This window comes from Agrobacterium sp. ST15.16.024 (genome assembly GCF_027956545.1).
GTDB classification, from domain to species: Bacteria; Pseudomonadota; Alphaproteobacteria; order Rhizobiales; family Rhizobiaceae; genus Agrobacterium; species Agrobacterium cucumeris.
Genome location: NZ_JAQKGO010000010.1, coordinates 96,680 through 111,912 on the forward strand (window position 1 = coordinate 96,680; position 15,233 = coordinate 111,912).

The 15,233-nt window shown below is 61.1% G+C and carries 15 protein-coding genes and 1 riboswitch; of the genes, 9 read left to right on the forward strand and 6 right to left on the reverse strand.

Features of this window, described 5'->3' with window-relative positions; all coding sequences use genetic code 11:
* The first annotated feature begins 20 nt into the window (after window positions 1–20).
* Window positions 21–1,556 carry a two-component system sensor histidine kinase PdhS2 gene (pdhS2, locus tag PL640_RS22145; protein WP_269699821.1) on the forward strand — a complete coding sequence of 512 codons (1,536 nt, stop codon included), beginning with the start codon at window positions 21–23 and terminating at the stop codon, window positions 1,554–1,556.
* 12 nt (window positions 1,557–1,568) lie between these two features.
* Here the strand turns inward: pdhS2 and PL640_RS22150 are convergent, their stop codons facing one another.
* Together PL640_RS22150 and cobT are read right to left on the reverse strand one after the other, a co-directional pair.
* The gene (locus PL640_RS22150) at window positions 1,569–1,973 is read right to left on the reverse strand and encodes a diacylglycerol kinase (protein WP_142840147.1); all 405 of its coding nucleotides are present in this window, start codon (window positions 1,971–1,973) and stop codon (window positions 1,569–1,571) included.
* 8 nt (window positions 1,974–1,981) lie between these two features.
* Window positions 1,982–3,016, reverse strand: coding sequence for a nicotinate-nucleotide--dimethylbenzimidazole phosphoribosyltransferase (gene cobT, locus PL640_RS22155; RefSeq protein ID WP_142840148.1), 1,035 nt, complete (start codon window positions 3,014–3,016; stop codon window positions 1,982–1,984).
* A gap of 152 nt (window positions 3,017–3,168) precedes the next feature.
* On the opposite strand from cobT, the gene PL640_RS22160 reads away from it, so the two are divergent.
* The 4 genes from PL640_RS22160 (at window position 3,169) to ribB (ending at window position 5,943) form a co-directional block, all read left to right on the forward strand.
* A complete protein-coding gene (locus PL640_RS22160; RefSeq protein ID WP_309578159.1) occupies window positions 3,169–3,954 on the forward strand; it encodes an adenosylcobinamide-GDP ribazoletransferase in 786 nt (261 codons plus the stop codon).
* Between the two features lie 19 nt (window positions 3,955–3,973).
* On the forward strand, window positions 3,974–4,165 hold the full coding sequence (locus PL640_RS22165) for a DUF1289 domain-containing protein (RefSeq protein ID WP_271363552.1): 192 nt from the start codon (window positions 3,974–3,976) through the stop codon (window positions 4,163–4,165).
* Window positions 4,162–4,869 (forward strand): TIGR02281 family clan AA aspartic protease, encoded by a 708-nt coding sequence (locus PL640_RS22170; protein WP_271363553.1) that lies wholly within the window; start codon window positions 4,162–4,164, stop codon window positions 4,867–4,869. Before PL640_RS22165 ends, PL640_RS22170 begins: the two co-directional genes overlap by 4 nt.
* A gap of 160 nt (window positions 4,870–5,029) precedes the next feature.
* Window positions 5,030–5,180: riboswitch (FMN riboswitch) on the forward strand.
* Window positions 5,181–5,301: 121 nt separating this feature from the next.
* Window positions 5,302–5,943, forward strand: a complete 642-nt coding sequence (gene ribB, locus PL640_RS22175; protein WP_080816685.1) for a 3,4-dihydroxy-2-butanone-4-phosphate synthase — start codon at window positions 5,302–5,304, stop codon at window positions 5,941–5,943.
* Window positions 5,944–6,214: 271 nt separating this feature from the next.
* Here ribB and PL640_RS22180 read toward each other — a convergent pair whose 3' ends face one another.
* The 4 genes from PL640_RS22180 to PL640_RS22195 form a co-directional block, all read right to left on the reverse strand.
* Window positions 6,215–7,003, reverse strand: a complete 789-nt coding sequence (locus PL640_RS22180; RefSeq protein ID WP_271363554.1) for an SDR family oxidoreductase — start codon at window positions 7,001–7,003, stop codon at window positions 6,215–6,217.
* 14 nt (window positions 7,004–7,017) lie between these two features.
* The gene (locus tag PL640_RS22185; protein WP_271363556.1) at window positions 7,018–8,496 is read right to left on the reverse strand and encodes a sugar ABC transporter ATP-binding protein; all 1,479 of its coding nucleotides are present in this window, start codon (window positions 8,494–8,496) and stop codon (window positions 7,018–7,020) included.
* Between the two features lie 119 nt (window positions 8,497–8,615).
* The gene (locus tag PL640_RS22190; RefSeq protein ID WP_065115989.1) at window positions 8,616–9,545 is read right to left on the reverse strand and encodes a sugar ABC transporter substrate-binding protein; all 930 of its coding nucleotides are present in this window, start codon (window positions 9,543–9,545) and stop codon (window positions 8,616–8,618) included.
* A 132-nt stretch (window positions 9,546–9,677) separates the two neighbouring features.
* Entirely contained in the window at window positions 9,678–10,658 is a 981-nt protein-coding gene (locus PL640_RS22195) for an ABC transporter permease (RefSeq protein ID WP_127758017.1), read from the reverse strand.
* Window positions 10,659–10,888: 230 nt separating this feature from the next.
* On the opposite strand from PL640_RS22195, the gene PL640_RS22200 reads away from it, so the two are divergent.
* The 4 genes from PL640_RS22200 (at window position 10,889) to PL640_RS22215 (ending at window position 15,220) form a co-directional block, all read left to right on the forward strand.
* Window positions 10,889–11,698, forward strand: coding sequence for a transketolase (locus PL640_RS22200; protein ID WP_271363557.1), 810 nt, complete (start codon window positions 10,889–10,891; stop codon window positions 11,696–11,698).
* Complete coding sequence (locus PL640_RS22205) at window positions 11,698–12,654, forward strand: transketolase family protein (RefSeq protein WP_271363558.1); 957 nt, start codon at window positions 11,698–11,700, stop codon at window positions 12,652–12,654. Before PL640_RS22200 ends, PL640_RS22205 begins: the two co-directional genes overlap by 1 nt.
* A 116-nt stretch (window positions 12,655–12,770) precedes the next feature.
* Complete coding sequence (locus PL640_RS22210) at window positions 12,771–14,240, forward strand: FGGY family carbohydrate kinase (protein ID WP_271363574.1); 1,470 nt, start codon at window positions 12,771–12,773, stop codon at window positions 14,238–14,240.
* A 20-nt stretch (window positions 14,241–14,260) separates the two neighbouring features.
* Window positions 14,261–15,220 (forward strand): sugar-binding transcriptional regulator, encoded by a 960-nt coding sequence (locus PL640_RS22215; protein ID WP_003520399.1) that lies wholly within the window; start codon window positions 14,261–14,263, stop codon window positions 15,218–15,220.
* The last annotated feature ends 13 nt before the right edge of the window (window positions 15,221–15,233 follow it).

Genomic DNA, 15,233 nt, shown 5'->3' on the forward strand with positions numbered 1-15,233 from the left:
ATGTCACCTGCGTTGTAACAATGAGTAAAAGCGTCAGCACGTCCACCGACAAGATCATCGTCGACCGCTCGAAAAAACACCGCAACAAGGCGGTTTTCGACACGGTGAAGACGACGCGTGAACGCCTGCAGCAGGGTGCTGGCGGAACCGAAGCCTATGAACGCGAAATGCTGACAATGCACATCGCCGAGACCCTTCAGGGCGCGATGTTCATGCCGCTTTTCATCGTGCTCGCCTCCGTCATCGGTCTTTATATCACCCGCGACATCGGGCTGATCATCTGGTCGCTGATTGCGCTCAGCTTCCACGCCATGGCTCTGGTGCTGGCCAAGAGAGCGGCGAAACAGCAGATCACGCCAGAAAATCTCCAGCACTGGAAAAGTCTGTTCCTCGGCATGCAGATCCTCATCGGCTGTGCATGGGCCATGTTCGCACTGGCCGAACCGGCGCGCAACGACCCGACGCTTGTCCTCTTCTTCAAGGGCGCAACGCTGCTGATCGCGCTTTCGCTGACCGCCATGGCCAATTTCATGCTGCGCCGGGCGACTTTCATGACCTTCCTGCCGGTTATGGCGGCGCTGTGCGTCACCTCGGCCATCTCTCGTGATCCATTCGATGTCGGCCTTGCATTGATGTTCGGCATGGCGATCCTCTTCTGTCATCGCATCACCAGCCGGCTCTACCAGACCAGTGTCAAGCTCCTGTCCTCCCAGACGGAAAAGGACGACCTGATCGCCGAGCTCGAAGTCGCCAACTCGGTTTCGGATGAAGCGCGACGCCGCGCCGAAGAGGCCAATCTGGCCAAATCACGTTTTCTCGCTTCCATGTCGCATGAACTGCGCACCCCGCTCAACGCCATTCTCGGCTTCTCCGAGGTCATGGCGTCAGAAGTGCTCGGCCCGCTCAACAATCCGCTCTACAAGGAATATTCCGGCGATATCCATCGCTCCGGCCAGCACCTGCTCGATCTCATCAACGAAATCCTCGACCTGTCGCGCATCGAGGCCGGTCGCTATGATCTCAATGAGGAATCCATCTCGATGCTCGAAATCGCCGAGGATTGCATCGGCATGATCCAGCTGCGCGCACGCGCCAAGACGATCAGAATTTCGCAGCAGTTCGAAAGCAGTCTGCCGCAGGTCTGGGCTGACGAAAAATCGATCCGCCAGGTCATTCTCAACCTTCTCTCAAATGCCGTGAAATTCACGCCGCAGGGCGGTGAAATCCTTGTGAAAGCCGGCTGGACGGCGGGCGGCGGGCAATATGTGTCGATCAAGGATAACGGCCCCGGCATTCCCGAAGACGAAATCCCCGTGGTGCTGTCGGCATTCGGTCAGGGATCGATTGCCATCAAGAGCGCCGAACAGGGAACCGGACTTGGCCTGCCCATCGTTCAGGCCATTCTCGCCAAACATGACGGCCAGTTCATCCTGAAATCGAAGCTGCGCGAAGGCACCGAAGGCATCGCCATCCTGCCGGCAAAACGCGTGTTGCAGAGCCTGCCGGCCGTGGAGGAAACCCACGCGATCCAGCCGCGCCGCCGGTCCTTCGCATAAGGGCTCAAGGCCTCAGAAGAACAACGTCGTTACCAGCGAATAAAGCACGAAGAATCCGTTCGCCATCAACAGGCAGAAAACGGCGAAGGAGCCGAGGTCCTTGGCATGTCGCCCGACCGAGGAAATTTCCGGCGAAATGCGGTCCACCAGCTCCTCAATCGCGGTATTGAGCGCCTCGACCGCAAACAGCAGCAACATCAGCACAGTGAAGACGAGAAGATGCGCAAAGGGCGCAGCGACGATGAGAAGCAGGCCAAGCCCGACGCCGAAGGCCAGAACCTCATGCCGGAACGCCGCTTCCTGCCACAGCCGGCCCAGCCCCTGCACGGAATAGCGGGCAGCGGCGAAAAGATGCCGCCAGCCTTTTTCCTTGCGGAATGCCGGTTCGGGTTGCTTCTTTTGCGGCGTCGCGTCCATCTTCGGCCTCAATGATCGGTGCGGGGGCTGATGCGGGTGTCCACACCCGCCGCTTCGAAAGTCGCCATGCCGGAATGGCAGGCGGCGGCAGCCTTGACGATGCCGGCGGCCAGTGCCGCACCGGTGCCTTCGCCCAGCCGCATGCCAAGCGCCAGAAGCGGCGTCTTGCCAAGCTTTTCGACGGCGGCGAGATGGCCGGGCTCACCCGAGACATGGCCGATCAGGCAATGATCAAGCGCCGAAGAATTGGCGGCCTTCAGCAGGGCGGCAGCGGCGGTTGCCACATAACCATCTATCAGCACGGGAATACGCTGCACGCGCGCCGCGAGGATAGCGCCGGCAATTGCCGCGATCTCGCGTCCGCCGAGACGGCGCATGATTTCCAGCGGATCGGACAGGTGGTCCTTGTGGAACTCGACAGCGGCCTTCACCGCCGCGATCTTGCGGGCCATGACCTCGCCTTCCGAACCGGTGCCGGGGCCGGTCCATTCTTCCGCCGTGCCGCCATAGAGCGCCAGATTGATCGCCGCCGCAATCGTGGTGTTTCCAATGCCCATTTCACCGACACAGAGAAGATCGGTGCCACCGGCAATCGCTTCCATGCCGAAGGCCATGGTCGCCGCACAGTCGCGCTCCGAAAGCGCCGGCTCGCAGGTTATGTCCCCGGTCGGATAATCAAGCGCCAGGTCGAATATCTTCAGGCCAAGATCATTGGCGACGCATATCTGGTTGATGGCAGCACCGCCGGCTGCAAAATTCTCCACCATCTGCTGGGTCACGGAAGTCGGATAGGGCGTAACACCATGACGGGTGACACCATGATTGCCGGCAAAAATCGCCACCAGCGGACGGGTGACGGCGGGCGAACGGCCGGACCATGCCGCCAGCCACATGGCGATTTCCTCAAGGCGGCCGAGCGAACCGGCGGGCTTGGTCAGCTGCGCATTGCGCTCCTTGGCCGCCACCAGCGCGTGCGTCTCCGGGCCGGGAAGCTCACGCAACAGCGCGCGAAAATCGTCGAAGGGCAATCCGCTCATGCTCATGGTGTCGGTCTCTTTCGTAGCCGGGTTGGCTGTCGCATCGGCTCATGCGTCCGGAACTTGTGTTTTCCGGCAAATCGGTCTTTGTTGCGCCTCTCATAATCGCGGATGCGCCGCGGAACAACCGGAAATGCAAGTGCAGCAACGGAGAGAGCATGAAGGCCCGGGATTTTATAACAGATGTCATGCATTCCGTTGCCTTTCTCAGCCGCCTGCCGGTTCCTTCGCGGTTTTTCGAAAATGCCGATGGCGTGTCGATGCGCCGCACCGCCCGCACCTTTCCCGCCGCCGGCCTGCTGATCGCCCTGCCCGCGGCTTTTCTGGTGGTGACTTTCGCTACTTTCGATGCCTCGCCGCAGCTCACCGGCTGGCTCGCCATCGCCCTCACGGCGCTTCTGACAGGAGCACTGCATGAAGACGGGTTAGCCGATATGGCCGATGGTTTTGGCGCAGGCAAGGACAAGGCACGCACGCTTGAGATCATGAAGGACAGCCGCATCGGCAGCTATGGCACCATCGCCATGGTGCTGTCCTTTGCCCTGCGCGCCACCGCACTCGCATCGCTGATCGAGACACTTCCCGCAAAAACTGCCGCCGCCGGCCTGATCGCCGCACTTGTCCTGAGCCGTTCCCTGATGGTGTGGCACTGGCAGGCTATGCCCGCCGCCAAAACCTCCGGCATTGCCGCCGGCGCCGGCCAGCCCGGCGAAACCGAGCGCAATATCGCACTGGCGATCGGGTTGCTCGTCTTCATTCTCTTCACGCTGCACGCTTTGCCTCTTCTGTCGATTGCACTTGTGCTGGCGGCAGCCATTCTGGCCACCATGCTGTTCGGCCGGCTGTGCGACAGGAAGATTGGCGGCCATACCGGCGATACCATCGGCGCCTGCCAGCAGATCACGGAGATCGTTACTCTCGTCGCCCTTGCCCTTGCGACGTAACGGTCTGATATAGATCGTCATGGAAACACCCTGCATCCATATCTGCCGCCTCGATGCGACCAACAGCCTCTGTATCGGCTGCGGCCGCACGCTGGATGAAATCGGCGGCTGGGCAGGTTATAGCGACGAGAAGCGCCGCGCGATCATGCAGGCGATGCCGCAAAGACTGGAAAATTTGAGCGAGACCGCCAAGGAGACGCATACCGCATGAACAGGCTGACCATCGTTCTCCTTCTCCTCGCCGTGGGCCTCGGCCTGCTTCTCATCAATCACGATGGTGGCCGCACATTCGGCCTCGATAATGATCAATTCGCACAGGCCCTCTATCTCGTGCCCATTGCCGGCCTCCTGTCGGTCGGCATCCTGGCCGGAAGACGGGGTGGCTTCGGCACCGTCATTCGCCAGCTCGCCGTCTGGCTCGTCATCATCCTCGGCCTCGTCTCGCTCTATCTCTATCGCTACGACCTGCAATCCTTCGGTGATCGGCTGCTGGGTGGCCTGATGCCGGGCCGCGCCGTAGTGGTGACGACCGCCGGCGGCGAACAGGAAATCGTGCTACATAAATCGATGAGTGGCCATTTCGAGGCGAATGTGAGCGTTGATGGCAAGACCATCCACATGCTCGTTGATACCGGCGCTAGCTCCGTGGTGCTGGCCAATGCCGACGCCGCCGAAATCGGCATCGACACCGACAGCCTGCGCTATACCGTACCTGTTATGACCGCAAATGGCCGCACGGCAGCAGCCCCCGTCACCCTGGCGGAAATCGGCATCGGCCCGATCGTGCGCCGCAACATCCCTGCCCTCGTCGCCCAGAACGGCCAACTGGGCCAGAGCCTGCTCGGCATGAGCTTCCTGTCGACGCTCGGTTCGCTGCAGATGCAGACGGACGAATTGCGGTTGCGGGATCGATAAACCGCAGGCATCACGGGGTCCGCCGCGGCACTCCGCACTCGTCATCGGACGCGGAAAGGAAATACCCCGTTTTAGGCATAATCGGGATGTTCTTTTCGCACCGACCGGTCGTCGCAGAGCATTGCCCCTTGATTCCTTCGCATTTGATAATTTATGTTGGTGCTGTTCTCAGGGCGGGGTGTAATTCCCCACCGGCGGTATCGGGATTTTTCCCGGAGCCCGCGAGCGCTTCCGGTCTCCAAAGCCGGAAGGTCAGCAGATCCGGTGAGAGGCCGGAGCCGACGGTATAGTCCGGATGGAAGAGGACAAGGCATAAGACGCCCGCGCGTGAGCGGGCTTCGCATTGCATTGTTCGCCCAAGGGATATTTGGCGCTTCTTGAAGCGCGAAAATGCCGCAAAACGGCATAACCCCTTGAAAGGCTTGAAATAGAATGACCATTGCTAAAATTGAAGACGCGATCGATGCCATTTCCCGTGGCGAGATGGTGATTGTGGTCGATGATGAAGACCGCGAAAACGAAGGCGATATCATCGCCGCTTCCGACAGCATCACTCCGCAGCAGATCGCTTTCATGATGAACCATGCCCGCGGGCTGGTATGCGTCGCCATGCCGGGTGAGCGCCTCGACGCGCTCGACATTCCGCTGATGGTGTCGCGCAACACCGAATCCCTCAAGACGGCCTTCACCGTCTCGGTGGACTATATTCCGGGCACCACGACAGGCATTTCCGCCGCCGACCGGGCAGAGACAGTGCGTGCGCTGGTGTCGGAGGGTTCGCGCCCGGAAGACTTCGCCCGTCCCGGCCACATCTTCCCGCTGCGCGCCAATCCGCAAGGTGTTCTCGGCCGCACCGGCCACACGGAAGCCGCCGTGGACCTCTGCCGTCTTGCCGGGAAATTCCCGTCCGGCACCATCTGCGAAGTTGCCAATGACGACGGCACCATGGCCCGCCTGCCCCAGCTCGAAGTCTTCGCCGAACGCCACGGCCTGCTCGTCGTGACGATCAAGGACCTCGTTGCTTACCTCAAGGGCGAGGTTGTCGAAGACGTGGTGCAGAAGCAGGTTGCGTGAGCTGCTGCTCGTGGTGTGAATACAAAAACGCCCGGCGCAAGCCGGGCGTGATGCTTGTGAAACCGTCTGGCTTCTCCTCTTCCGTCATGCCGGACTTGATCCGGCATCCAGCCACGGCGCGTCTGCGCCGTGAGAAGAGTCTTTTGCGATCAAAGACTTGATCGCACTGGACCCCGGATCAAGTCCGGGGTGACGGAGGGAAAAAGCCGCGTCAACCTGACCGATAGGTCTGGCGCCCTATCATCCATCTCAGCGCTAACGCGCCAAAACCCTACCAGCAGCAGAAACCGCCATCCACCAGCAGATCCACGCCCGTCACGAAGCTCGCCGCATCTGACAGCAGGAAGATCGCCGGACCGACCATCTCATCGACGCCCGCCATGCGCTGCATCGGCGTCTGTTCTTCGAACAGCTTGGTCTGATGCACCATCTCCGGCCGCGTATTCATCGGTGTTGCCGTGTAACCCGGCGAGATGGTGTTGACGCGAATGCCGCGCCCCACCCACTCCATCGCCATGGATTTCGACATGTGGATGACGCCGGCCTTCGAGGCGTTGTAGTGGCACTGCATCAGCCCGCGATTGACGATGACGCCGGACATGGAGGCGATGTTGACGATTGCACCACGGCCGTTCTTCAGCATGGCATTGGCTTCCGCCTGGCAGGAGAGGAAAACACCCTTGAGGTTGATGTCCATCATCGTCTGGAACTGGTTTTCCTCCATCTCCTCGGCCGGATTGGCATTGGCGATGCCGGCGGCATTGACGGCGAGTGAAAGCGCGCCAAGCTCGGCCTCAGTACGGGCAACCGCTTCAGTCAATGCCTGCTTGCTGGTGACGTCAGCTGCAATCTGGATCGACTTACGTCCGGCCTTTGCAATAAAATCGGCGGTCTGCGCCAGACCGTCATCGGTGCGGCGATCAAGCAGCGCGACATTGGCGCCGGACTGGGCAAGCCCCATGGCGATCCGCTGGCCGATGCCGGAGCCGGCACCGGTGACAAGTGCCACCTGGCCGGAAAGATCGAACAGTTTCGGCGCGTTGAGCGTGATGGTGGACATCGGTATTTCCTTCTTCAGATGGTTGCCAGTTCCATGACCGAGACGTCGTTTGCTTCGTCACGGTTGAGGATGCCGGCCTGTTTTCCCTGCGCGAGCACGAGGATGCGATTCGATACGCCCAGCACTTCCTCGAGATCGGAACTGACGACGATGACGGCCACGCCGCTTTTCGCCAGACCGACGATAATGTCGTAAATGCCCGCGCGTGCGCCGACATCGATTCCGCGGGTCGGCTCGTCCAGCACCACCACGCGTGGATTGCGGGCAAGCCATTTGGCAATGACCACCTTCTGCTGGTTGCCACCGGAAAGATCGGACGCCGGCTGTTCGCTGCGGCCCTTCACCCCGAATTTGGCGATGGCTTCCCTGGTAAAGGCGCGCTTGATGCGCGGCGTGATCCAGCCAGTGCCGACGCGGTCGAGATTGGCATAGATCAGGTTTTCACCGATCTCGTGCTCCACCACCAGCCCCTGCAATTTGCGGTCTTCCGGCACCATGACGACGCCCTTGGCGATAGCATCCGCCGGGCTTTTCAGCGTCAGCACCTTGCCATCCAGCAGCACCTCACCCGCACTCGTCGGGTCAGCACCGGATATCGCCCGCACCAGCTCGGTGCGTCCCGCGCCGATAAGACCGGCGATACCAAGGATTTCACCGGCGCGAACGCCGAAGCTGATGTCGCGGAAGGCATTGGTCGCGCCAGTCAGCCCCTTGACCTCCAGCACCACCTTGTCCTGCGGTTCCGGCAATGCCGGGAACAGGCGCTCCAGCGAGCGGCCGACCATGCTTTCAACGATGGTACGCACCGGCGTCGCGCTATCGGCAAATTCATGCACGCGCTCACCATCGCGCAACACGACGATGCGGTCGGTGATCTGTTTGATCTCTTCCATGCGGTGGGAAATATAGATGATGCCGACGCCCTCGGCGCGCAGCTTGCGCACCTGCTCGAACAGCGCCTGCGTTTCCGCGCCGCCAAGTGCCGCCGTCGGCTCATCGAGGATCAGAAGTTTCGCGTCCAGCGCCAGCGCCTTGGCGATTTCGATCAGCTGCTGGTTGGCGGTCGAAAGGCCGGCCACCTTGCGGGTGGCGGGAATGTGGAGATTGAGGCGCGCCAGCTGCTGCTGGGCTCTGCGCACCATCTCGGCGCGGTCGATAACGCCATTCTTCATCAGCCAGCGGCCGATGAACACGTTCTCGGCAATTGAAAGCTCCGGCAGAAGCTTCAGCTCCTGATGGATGAGCACGATACCCTTATCGATCGCCTCGCGCGGCGATGCAGGCGCGTATGGCTGCCCAAGCCATGTCATCTTGCCCTCGGACGGCTCACGCGAACCGGCGATGATACCTGACAGCGTGGATTTGCCCGCGCCGTTTTCACCCAGCAACGCCACCACTTCGCCCGGATAGACATCGAGATCGACGGCTTTCAGGACCTCAAGCGGACCATAACGTTTGCTGATGCCACGGAGCGAAAGAACCGGCTCGCGCATGACGGGACCTCCCAGGACACCTTAAGCAGCGGGAATGCCCAAAGCCTTGCGTCCGAAATAATCTAAAGACAAACCAGTGAATGCCCCGCGCATCCCATGGGTCGCGCGGGGCAGCAGGATCAGGGATGGTTGGCGATGAAGCCTTCGACATTTTCCTTTGTCGTCAGCGTCGCATCGGAGAGCTGCACGGCCGGAACCTTCTCGCCGCCGACGATCTTGACGGCCATTTCCACAGCCATGCGGCCCATCTTCTGGGTCTGCTGCGTCGCGGTCACGTCGAACACGCCGTTCTTCAGCGCCTCAAGGGCTGCCGTATCACCATCGAAGCCGCCAACGACGATCTTCTGCGAAGGGTTGGCAACCTTGATCGCCTGCGCCGCGCCGAGCGCCAGACCGTCGGCCTGCGCAAAGACGATGGAAACATCCGGATTGGCCTGCAGCATGTTCTGCATGATCTGGAAGCCTTCATCCTGGCTCCACATGTTGGACCACTGTTCGGCAACAATCTTCACGCCGGAATTGGCGTTTACCGATTCCATGCAGCCCTTGGTGCGGTCCACTTCCGGTGTCGTGCCCTTCTGGCCATGGATGATGACCATCTTGCCCGAACCACCGGCCTGCTTGATGATGTAATCGCAAACCGCCTTGGCGGAGGCGACGGAATCGGTGGCAAGGAAGGTATCGCCCGGCGCGCCATCGGCATTGCGGTCGATGTTGATGACGGGAACGCCGGCGGCCTTGGCAAGCTTTACCGGAACGGTCGCAGCGGCGGCACCGGCCGGAATATAGATCAGCGCATCGATGTTCTGGGTCAGCAGATCCTGGATCTGGTTCACCTGCGTCGGGCCATCGCCCTTGGCGTCAACGGTGACGACGGCAATGCCCCGCGTCTTGGCTTCGGCTTCAACGGCCTGCTTGATCTGGTTGAAGAAGTTCGCCTGCAGATTGGCGACGGCAAGGCCAATCTTCTTGACTTCGGCGGCATTGGCCTGGCCAAGCGACATGGCGAGAAGGGCGGCGGATGTCAGCAGAATGCGTGAAAATTTCATGATTATTCCTCCATTTGTTGATTGTTGACCTTCGGGCAGATCAAACCTCCTCCCCTCCGGCCGTTTTTCACGCCTCCCATGCCGGGAGGGTCGTTTATTGCGCGGACGGCTCTTCGCCATCCGCAGGCAAATTCAGCTTCTGCGGCGACGCAAGGTTTCAGCACCCACGGCCAGCACGATGACCACACCGATGATGACCTGCTGCAAAAAGGGAGAAACGTTGAGCAGATTGAGGCCATTGCGCAGCACGCCGATGATCAGCACGCCGATGAGGGTGCCGCCAATGCCGCCAGCACCGCCCGAAAGCGAGGTTCCGCCGATGACGACCGCCGCAATCGTATCCAGCTCGTAACCGAAGCCGCTGGAGGGCTGCACCGAGTCGAGACGTGCCGCAAGAACGATGCCGGCCAGACCGGCCAGAACCGCACAGGCGACATAAACGCAGATCGTCACCAGCGGCACGTTGATGCCGGCAAGACGCGCCACTTCCGGGTTGCCGCCAACGGCATAAACCGTGCGGCCTTCGGAGCGGAAACGCAGGAAAATCCAGGTAACAAGCACCACGACCAGCATCAGCAGCACGGTTGCGGTCAACACGCCGAAATGGCGCTCAATCGCCAGCATCATGAACCAGTCAGGGAAACCGACGATCTGCTGTCCATCGGTGATCATATTGGCGAGACCGCGCGCCACCGACATCATCGCCAGCGTGGCAATGAAAGCAGGCACCCGGAAGGCCGTCACCAGAATACCGACCACGAGGCCGCATGCGGCAGAGGCGACAAGCGCCAGCACGATGGCCATGCCCATCGGCATGCCCGCGACATTGGCCGTCCAGCCCATGATCATCATCGACAGCGCCAGCACCGAGCCGACGGACAGATCGATGCCGCCAAGCAGGATCACGAAGGTCATGCCGACGGCCATGATGCCGAGCACGGTGATCTGGTCGAGAATGTTGAGCCCGTTTCGGAGCGACAGGAAGTTCTCGCTGGCGAAAGTCAAAAAGACACACAGCAGCAGCAGGCCCAAAAGTGGTCCGGTCGCACCACTCAGCCAGGCAAGCGGGCTCCTGGTGTGCGTGACCCCCTCATTGCGTTCAAGCGCGGACATGGCTCCTCCCGATGACTGTCTTGCATTTTTTAAACCGATTAGAATAATTATTCATCATCGGTGAAACATGCATAAGCCAGTTGAGAGAAGCTTGTCAATAGGGCTTTCACGGCAATGCCGATACCGCCGGACGATAAACAATCCGCAATTCCATCTTGACAGAAACGCCACGTCTGCAATTATATAAATAGATGCATAAATATTCACACGCATGTTTTGAAGAGGATTCCATGCAGTCCCAGGAGCTAGAGCGCATTGCGCGCCAGATTCGCCTTCGCGACGTACAGGCTGTTTTTGAAGCGGGTGCGGGCCATGTCGGCGGCGAAATGTCGGCTATCGACATCATGACGGCCCTTTACTTCCACGTCCTGCGCATCTGGCCGGATGATCCGAAGAACCCTGCCCGCGACCGCTTCGTGCTTTCCAAGGGCCATACGGCCTGCGCGCTGTATGTGACGCTTGCCAAGCGCGGTTTCATCCCGGAAGAGGAAATCTCGACCTTCTTGCAGCCGAATTCGCGCCTCAACGGCCATCCGAACTGTAACAAGGTGCCGGGCGTGGAAACCAATACCGGCCCGCTCGGTCACGGACTGCCGGTTGCCGTCGGCATGGCCAAGGCGGCCAAGCTTTCCGGTGCGGACTACCACACCTATGTCATGACCGGCGACGGCGAGATGCAGGAAGGCTCCAACTGGGAAGCCATCATGTCCGCTGCGCAATTCGACCTCAACAATCTGACGCTGATCGTCGATCACAACCGCTTCCAGCAGGGTGCGGCGCTTTCGGAAACCAATGATGTCGCGCCGCTTCGCCCGAAGCTCGAGGCTTTCGGCTGGGAAGTCAGCGAAATCAACGGCAATGCCATGGCGGAAGTCGTGCCAGCGCTGGAGCATCGCGGCAACCGCCCGCATTGCATCGTCGCCCACACCAACAAGGGTCACGGCATTTCCTTCATGCAGGACCGCGTTGACTGGCACCATAAGGTTCCGAGCAGGGAACAATATGAAATCGCCGTCAAAGAACTTTCGGAGACATTGTAATGAACGCGCCCGTAACCGCCGCCAAGCTTTATGACTGCCGCGACGCCTTCGCCGAAACGCTGGAAGTGCTGGCCGCCGGCAATGACAGGGTCGTCGCCGTCTGCAACGATTCGGTCGGCTCCTCGAAGCTTGGCGGTTTCAAGTCGAAATTCCCGGAACGTCTCGTGAATGTCGGCATTGCCGAGCAGAATATGGTCGGCGTCGGCGCCGGTCTCGCCAATGGCGGCCAATTGCCCTTCGTCTGCGGCGCATCCTGCTTCCTCACCGGCCGCGCGTTGGAGCAAATCAAGGCCGACCTTGCTTACTCCAACGCCAATGTGAAGCTGATCGGCATATCCTCGGGCATGGCCTATGGCGAACTCGGCCCGACGCATCATTCCATCGAAGATTTCGCCTGGACCCGCGTTCTGCCGAACCTGCCGGTCATCGCCCCCTGCGACCGCATCGAAACGGCCGCCGCCGTCAAATGGGCCGCGGACTATGCCGGCCCCTGCTTCCTGCGCCTGTCACGCGTCGGCGTGCCGGATCTTCTGCCGGAAGGCCACGTCTTCGAACTTGGCCGCGCCAACCTGCTGCGCGAAGGTTCCGACCTGACTTTGATCGCCAATGGCACGCTGACCCACCGCATCGTCAAGGCCGCCGATATTCTGGCCAGCCGTGGCGTCAAGGCGCGTGTGCTGAACATGGCGACCGTACGTCCCATCGATGAGGCGGCGATCATCACTGCTGCGAAGGAAACCGGCGCGATCCTGACGGCTGAAGAACATTCGATCTTCGGCGGCCTTGGTTCGGCCATTGCCGAAGTCGTGGTCGAGCAGGCCCCGGTGCCGATGAAACGTCTCGGCGTTCCCGGTGTCTTTGCCCACACCGGTTCGGCCGAATGGCTGCTGGATGAATTCGGCATGGCGCCGGCCGCCATTGCGGATGCGGCCGAAGCGCTGATCAAGAGAAAATAAAGTCTCCTCCCAGAGTCGTCGCGTGTCTTCGGATGCGCGGCGACACCCTTTCTGCAATATCGTCGTTTAATCGCCGCAAGGCGGAAACGAAAAACTGCCGACGAAAGACTCCCATGATGCGCGCCATTCTGTCCATCGATCAGGGCACCACCAATTCCAAGGCCATACTCGTCTCGGAAAGCGGAGAGCTGCTGGCGCGCGGCTCATCTCCCGTCGGCATCGCCTATCCGCAGCCCGGCTGGGTGGAACAGGATCCGAACCGCATCTGGGCCTCGGTCCGTGAAGCGATCTCCGCCTGCCTCGACGCCGCCCCCTCTGCGATCGATGTCGCGGCCATCGCCATTTCCAACCAGCGCGAATCCGTCACCATATGGGATGGCGAAACCGGCGAGCCGCTCGGCCCGGTGCTCAGCTGGCAATGCCGCCGCACGGCGCAGGACTGCGCCGAACTGATCGAAAAGGGCCATTCCGAGCACGTCATGGCGCTGACCGGCCTGCCGATCGACCCCATGTTTCCCGGCGCAAAAATGCGCTGGCTGCTGGAGCGTGCCCCGAAGGGACGCAGGCTCCGCATCGGCACCATCGATAGCTGGCTCATCCATTGCTTCACCAGCGGTAAAGTCCATGCCTGCGACGCCTCCAACGCCGCCCGCAGCCAGGTGCTCGATCTCAACCGGCAGGTCTGGAGCGATGAGCTTTGCGAGCTCTTCGGCATCGATATCAACACCCTGCCCGATCTGCGCGACAGCAGCGGCGATTTCGGCACCACATCAGGCGTTCCCGGTATCAAGGACGGCACACCGATCCTCGCCGCCATCGGCGACAGCCACGCAGCCCTCTTCGGTCACGGCGCCTTCAACCCCGGCGATGGTAAGGTCACTTTCGGTACCGGCTCATCTGTGATGACCACTCTGCCGCATTTCATCGCGCCCGAACGCGGCATCACCACCACCGTTGCATGGCGGCTCGGCGGCAAACCAACCTTTGCCTTTGAAGGTAATATTCTCGTTTCGGCAGCCTCCCTGCCCTGGATGACGGAGATTCTCGGCCTGCAGGATGTCGCCGCGCTGGTGGAACTCGCCGCCACTGCCGAGCCAAACGGCCCCGGTTTCGTGCCGGCCTTCGTTGGCCTCGGTGCGCCCTATTGGGATACCAATGCGCGCGCCCTGTTCTCCCAGATCAATTTCAGTGCCACGCGTGCCCAGATGGCCCGCGCCGTCACTGACTCGATTGCCTTTCAGGTCCATGACGTCTTCGCCGCCATGCGCGCGCAGTCGCCTTCGGGCTTTGGACGGCTGTTCGTGGATGGCGGGCCGAGCCAGAACCGTTTCCTGATGCAATGTGTCGCCGACATGCTGCAACACCCCGTCATCCAGCGTGACGCGCCGGAAGCCTCGGCACTGGGTGCCGCCTATCTCGCCGGCCTCGCCCTCGGTGTCTGGAGCGATCTCGATGCCATCGCGGCGTTGAACAGCAACGGCAACACCATCGCGCCGTCCGCGAGCGAAAACAGCCAGCGGCTCAGCGTCTGGCGCGATGCGATTGCCCGCTCGACCTTGCCTGTAACCTCGGGTAATGGTGAATAAAAATTCACCCTGGAGGGCTTATGGGCAGGCTAAACGAACTTCGAATGATATCCCGCGTGGCGCAGATGTATTTCAGCGAGCACAAAAGGCAGGCGGAAATTGCGCAGCATCTCAACCTGTCGCAGGCCACCGTCTCGCGCATGTTGAAGCGTGCCGAGGCAGAAGGCATCGTCCGCACCAGCATCATTCCGCCGCCCGGCACCTATAGCGATCTGGAAGCGCAGCTGCGCGAACGTTTCGACCTGCCAGAAGCCATCGTTGTCGATTGCAGCGAGGATCGCGACGGTGCGATCATGGCCCGCATCGGCGAGGCAGCGGCGCATTTCCTCGAGGTGACGCTGTCGCAGAACGAGATCATCGGCGTTTCCAGCTGGAGCCAGACGATCTTCAAGATGGTGGAAAACATCCACCCGCTTAAAGGTGCCAAGGCGCGTTATATCGTCCAGACACTGGGCGGCATGGGCGATCCTTCCGTGCAGACGCATGCGACCCAGATCACCACCCGGCTGGCGCGGCTGACGGAGGCCGAACCGAAACTGCTGCCGGTGCCGGGCGTCGCCACCTCGCGCGAAGCCAAGCTCTTGATGCTCGCCGATCCCTTCGTGCGCGAAACCATCGATCTCTTCGGATCGATCACGCTCGCCATCGTCGGCGTCGGCGCGGTCGAACCATCGGAGCTTCTCGCCCGTTCCGGCAACATTTTTTCCGCCAAGGAACTGGCCGATCTCGCCCAGGCGGGTGCGGTGGGCGACATCTCGCTGCGCTTCTTCGACAGGCAAGGCAAGCCGGTGAAGACGCCGCTCGACGACCGGGTCATCGGCCTGCCGCTGGAAAACCTCTCCAATGTTGACCGCGTCATTGCACTCGCAGGCGGCTCGAAAAAGACCGAGGCGATTGCCGGGGCACTCAGGACCGGTGTGATCGACGTGCTCGTCACCGATAAATTCACCGCCGAACGACTGGTCGGCAAGGAAACGTAGCCAAAATCCCATA

Excerpts from the sequence above, each read along its gene's own strand:
- pdhS2 (WP_269699821.1), top strand. The coding sequence starts at position 21 with ATGAGTAAAAGCGTCAGCACGTCCACCGACAAGATCATCGTCGACCGC.
- PL640_RS22150 (WP_142840147.1), bottom strand. The coding sequence starts at position 1,973 with ATGGACGCGACGCCGCAAAAGAAGCAACCCGAACCGGCATTCCGCAAG.
- cobT (WP_142840148.1), bottom strand. The coding sequence starts at position 3,016 with ATGAGCATGAGCGGATTGCCCTTCGACGATTTTCGCGCGCTGTTGCGT.
- PL640_RS22160 (WP_309578159.1), top strand. The coding sequence starts at position 3,169 with ATGAAGGCCCGGGATTTTATAACAGATGTCATGCATTCCGTTGCCTTT.
- PL640_RS22165 (WP_271363552.1), top strand. The coding sequence starts at position 3,974 with ATGGAAACACCCTGCATCCATATCTGCCGCCTCGATGCGACCAACAGC.
- PL640_RS22170 (WP_271363553.1), top strand. The coding sequence starts at position 4,162 with ATGAACAGGCTGACCATCGTTCTCCTTCTCCTCGCCGTGGGCCTCGGC.
- ribB (WP_080816685.1), top strand. The coding sequence starts at position 5,302 with ATGACCATTGCTAAAATTGAAGACGCGATCGATGCCATTTCCCGTGGC.
- PL640_RS22180 (WP_271363554.1), bottom strand. The coding sequence starts at position 7,003 with ATGTCCACCATCACGCTCAACGCGCCGAAACTGTTCGATCTTTCCGGC.
- PL640_RS22185 (WP_271363556.1), bottom strand. The coding sequence starts at position 8,496 with ATGCGCGAGCCGGTTCTTTCGCTCCGTGGCATCAGCAAACGTTATGGT.
- PL640_RS22190 (WP_065115989.1), bottom strand. The coding sequence starts at position 9,545 with ATGAAATTTTCACGCATTCTGCTGACATCCGCCGCCCTTCTCGCCATG.
- PL640_RS22195 (WP_127758017.1), bottom strand. The coding sequence starts at position 10,658 with ATGTCCGCGCTTGAACGCAATGAGGGGGTCACGCACACCAGGAGCCCG.
- PL640_RS22200 (WP_271363557.1), top strand. The coding sequence starts at position 10,889 with ATGCAGTCCCAGGAGCTAGAGCGCATTGCGCGCCAGATTCGCCTTCGC.
- PL640_RS22205 (WP_271363558.1), top strand. The coding sequence starts at position 11,698 with ATGAACGCGCCCGTAACCGCCGCCAAGCTTTATGACTGCCGCGACGCC.
- PL640_RS22210 (WP_271363574.1), top strand. The coding sequence starts at position 12,771 with ATGCGCGCCATTCTGTCCATCGATCAGGGCACCACCAATTCCAAGGCC.
- PL640_RS22215 (WP_003520399.1), top strand. The coding sequence starts at position 14,261 with ATGGGCAGGCTAAACGAACTTCGAATGATATCCCGCGTGGCGCAGATG.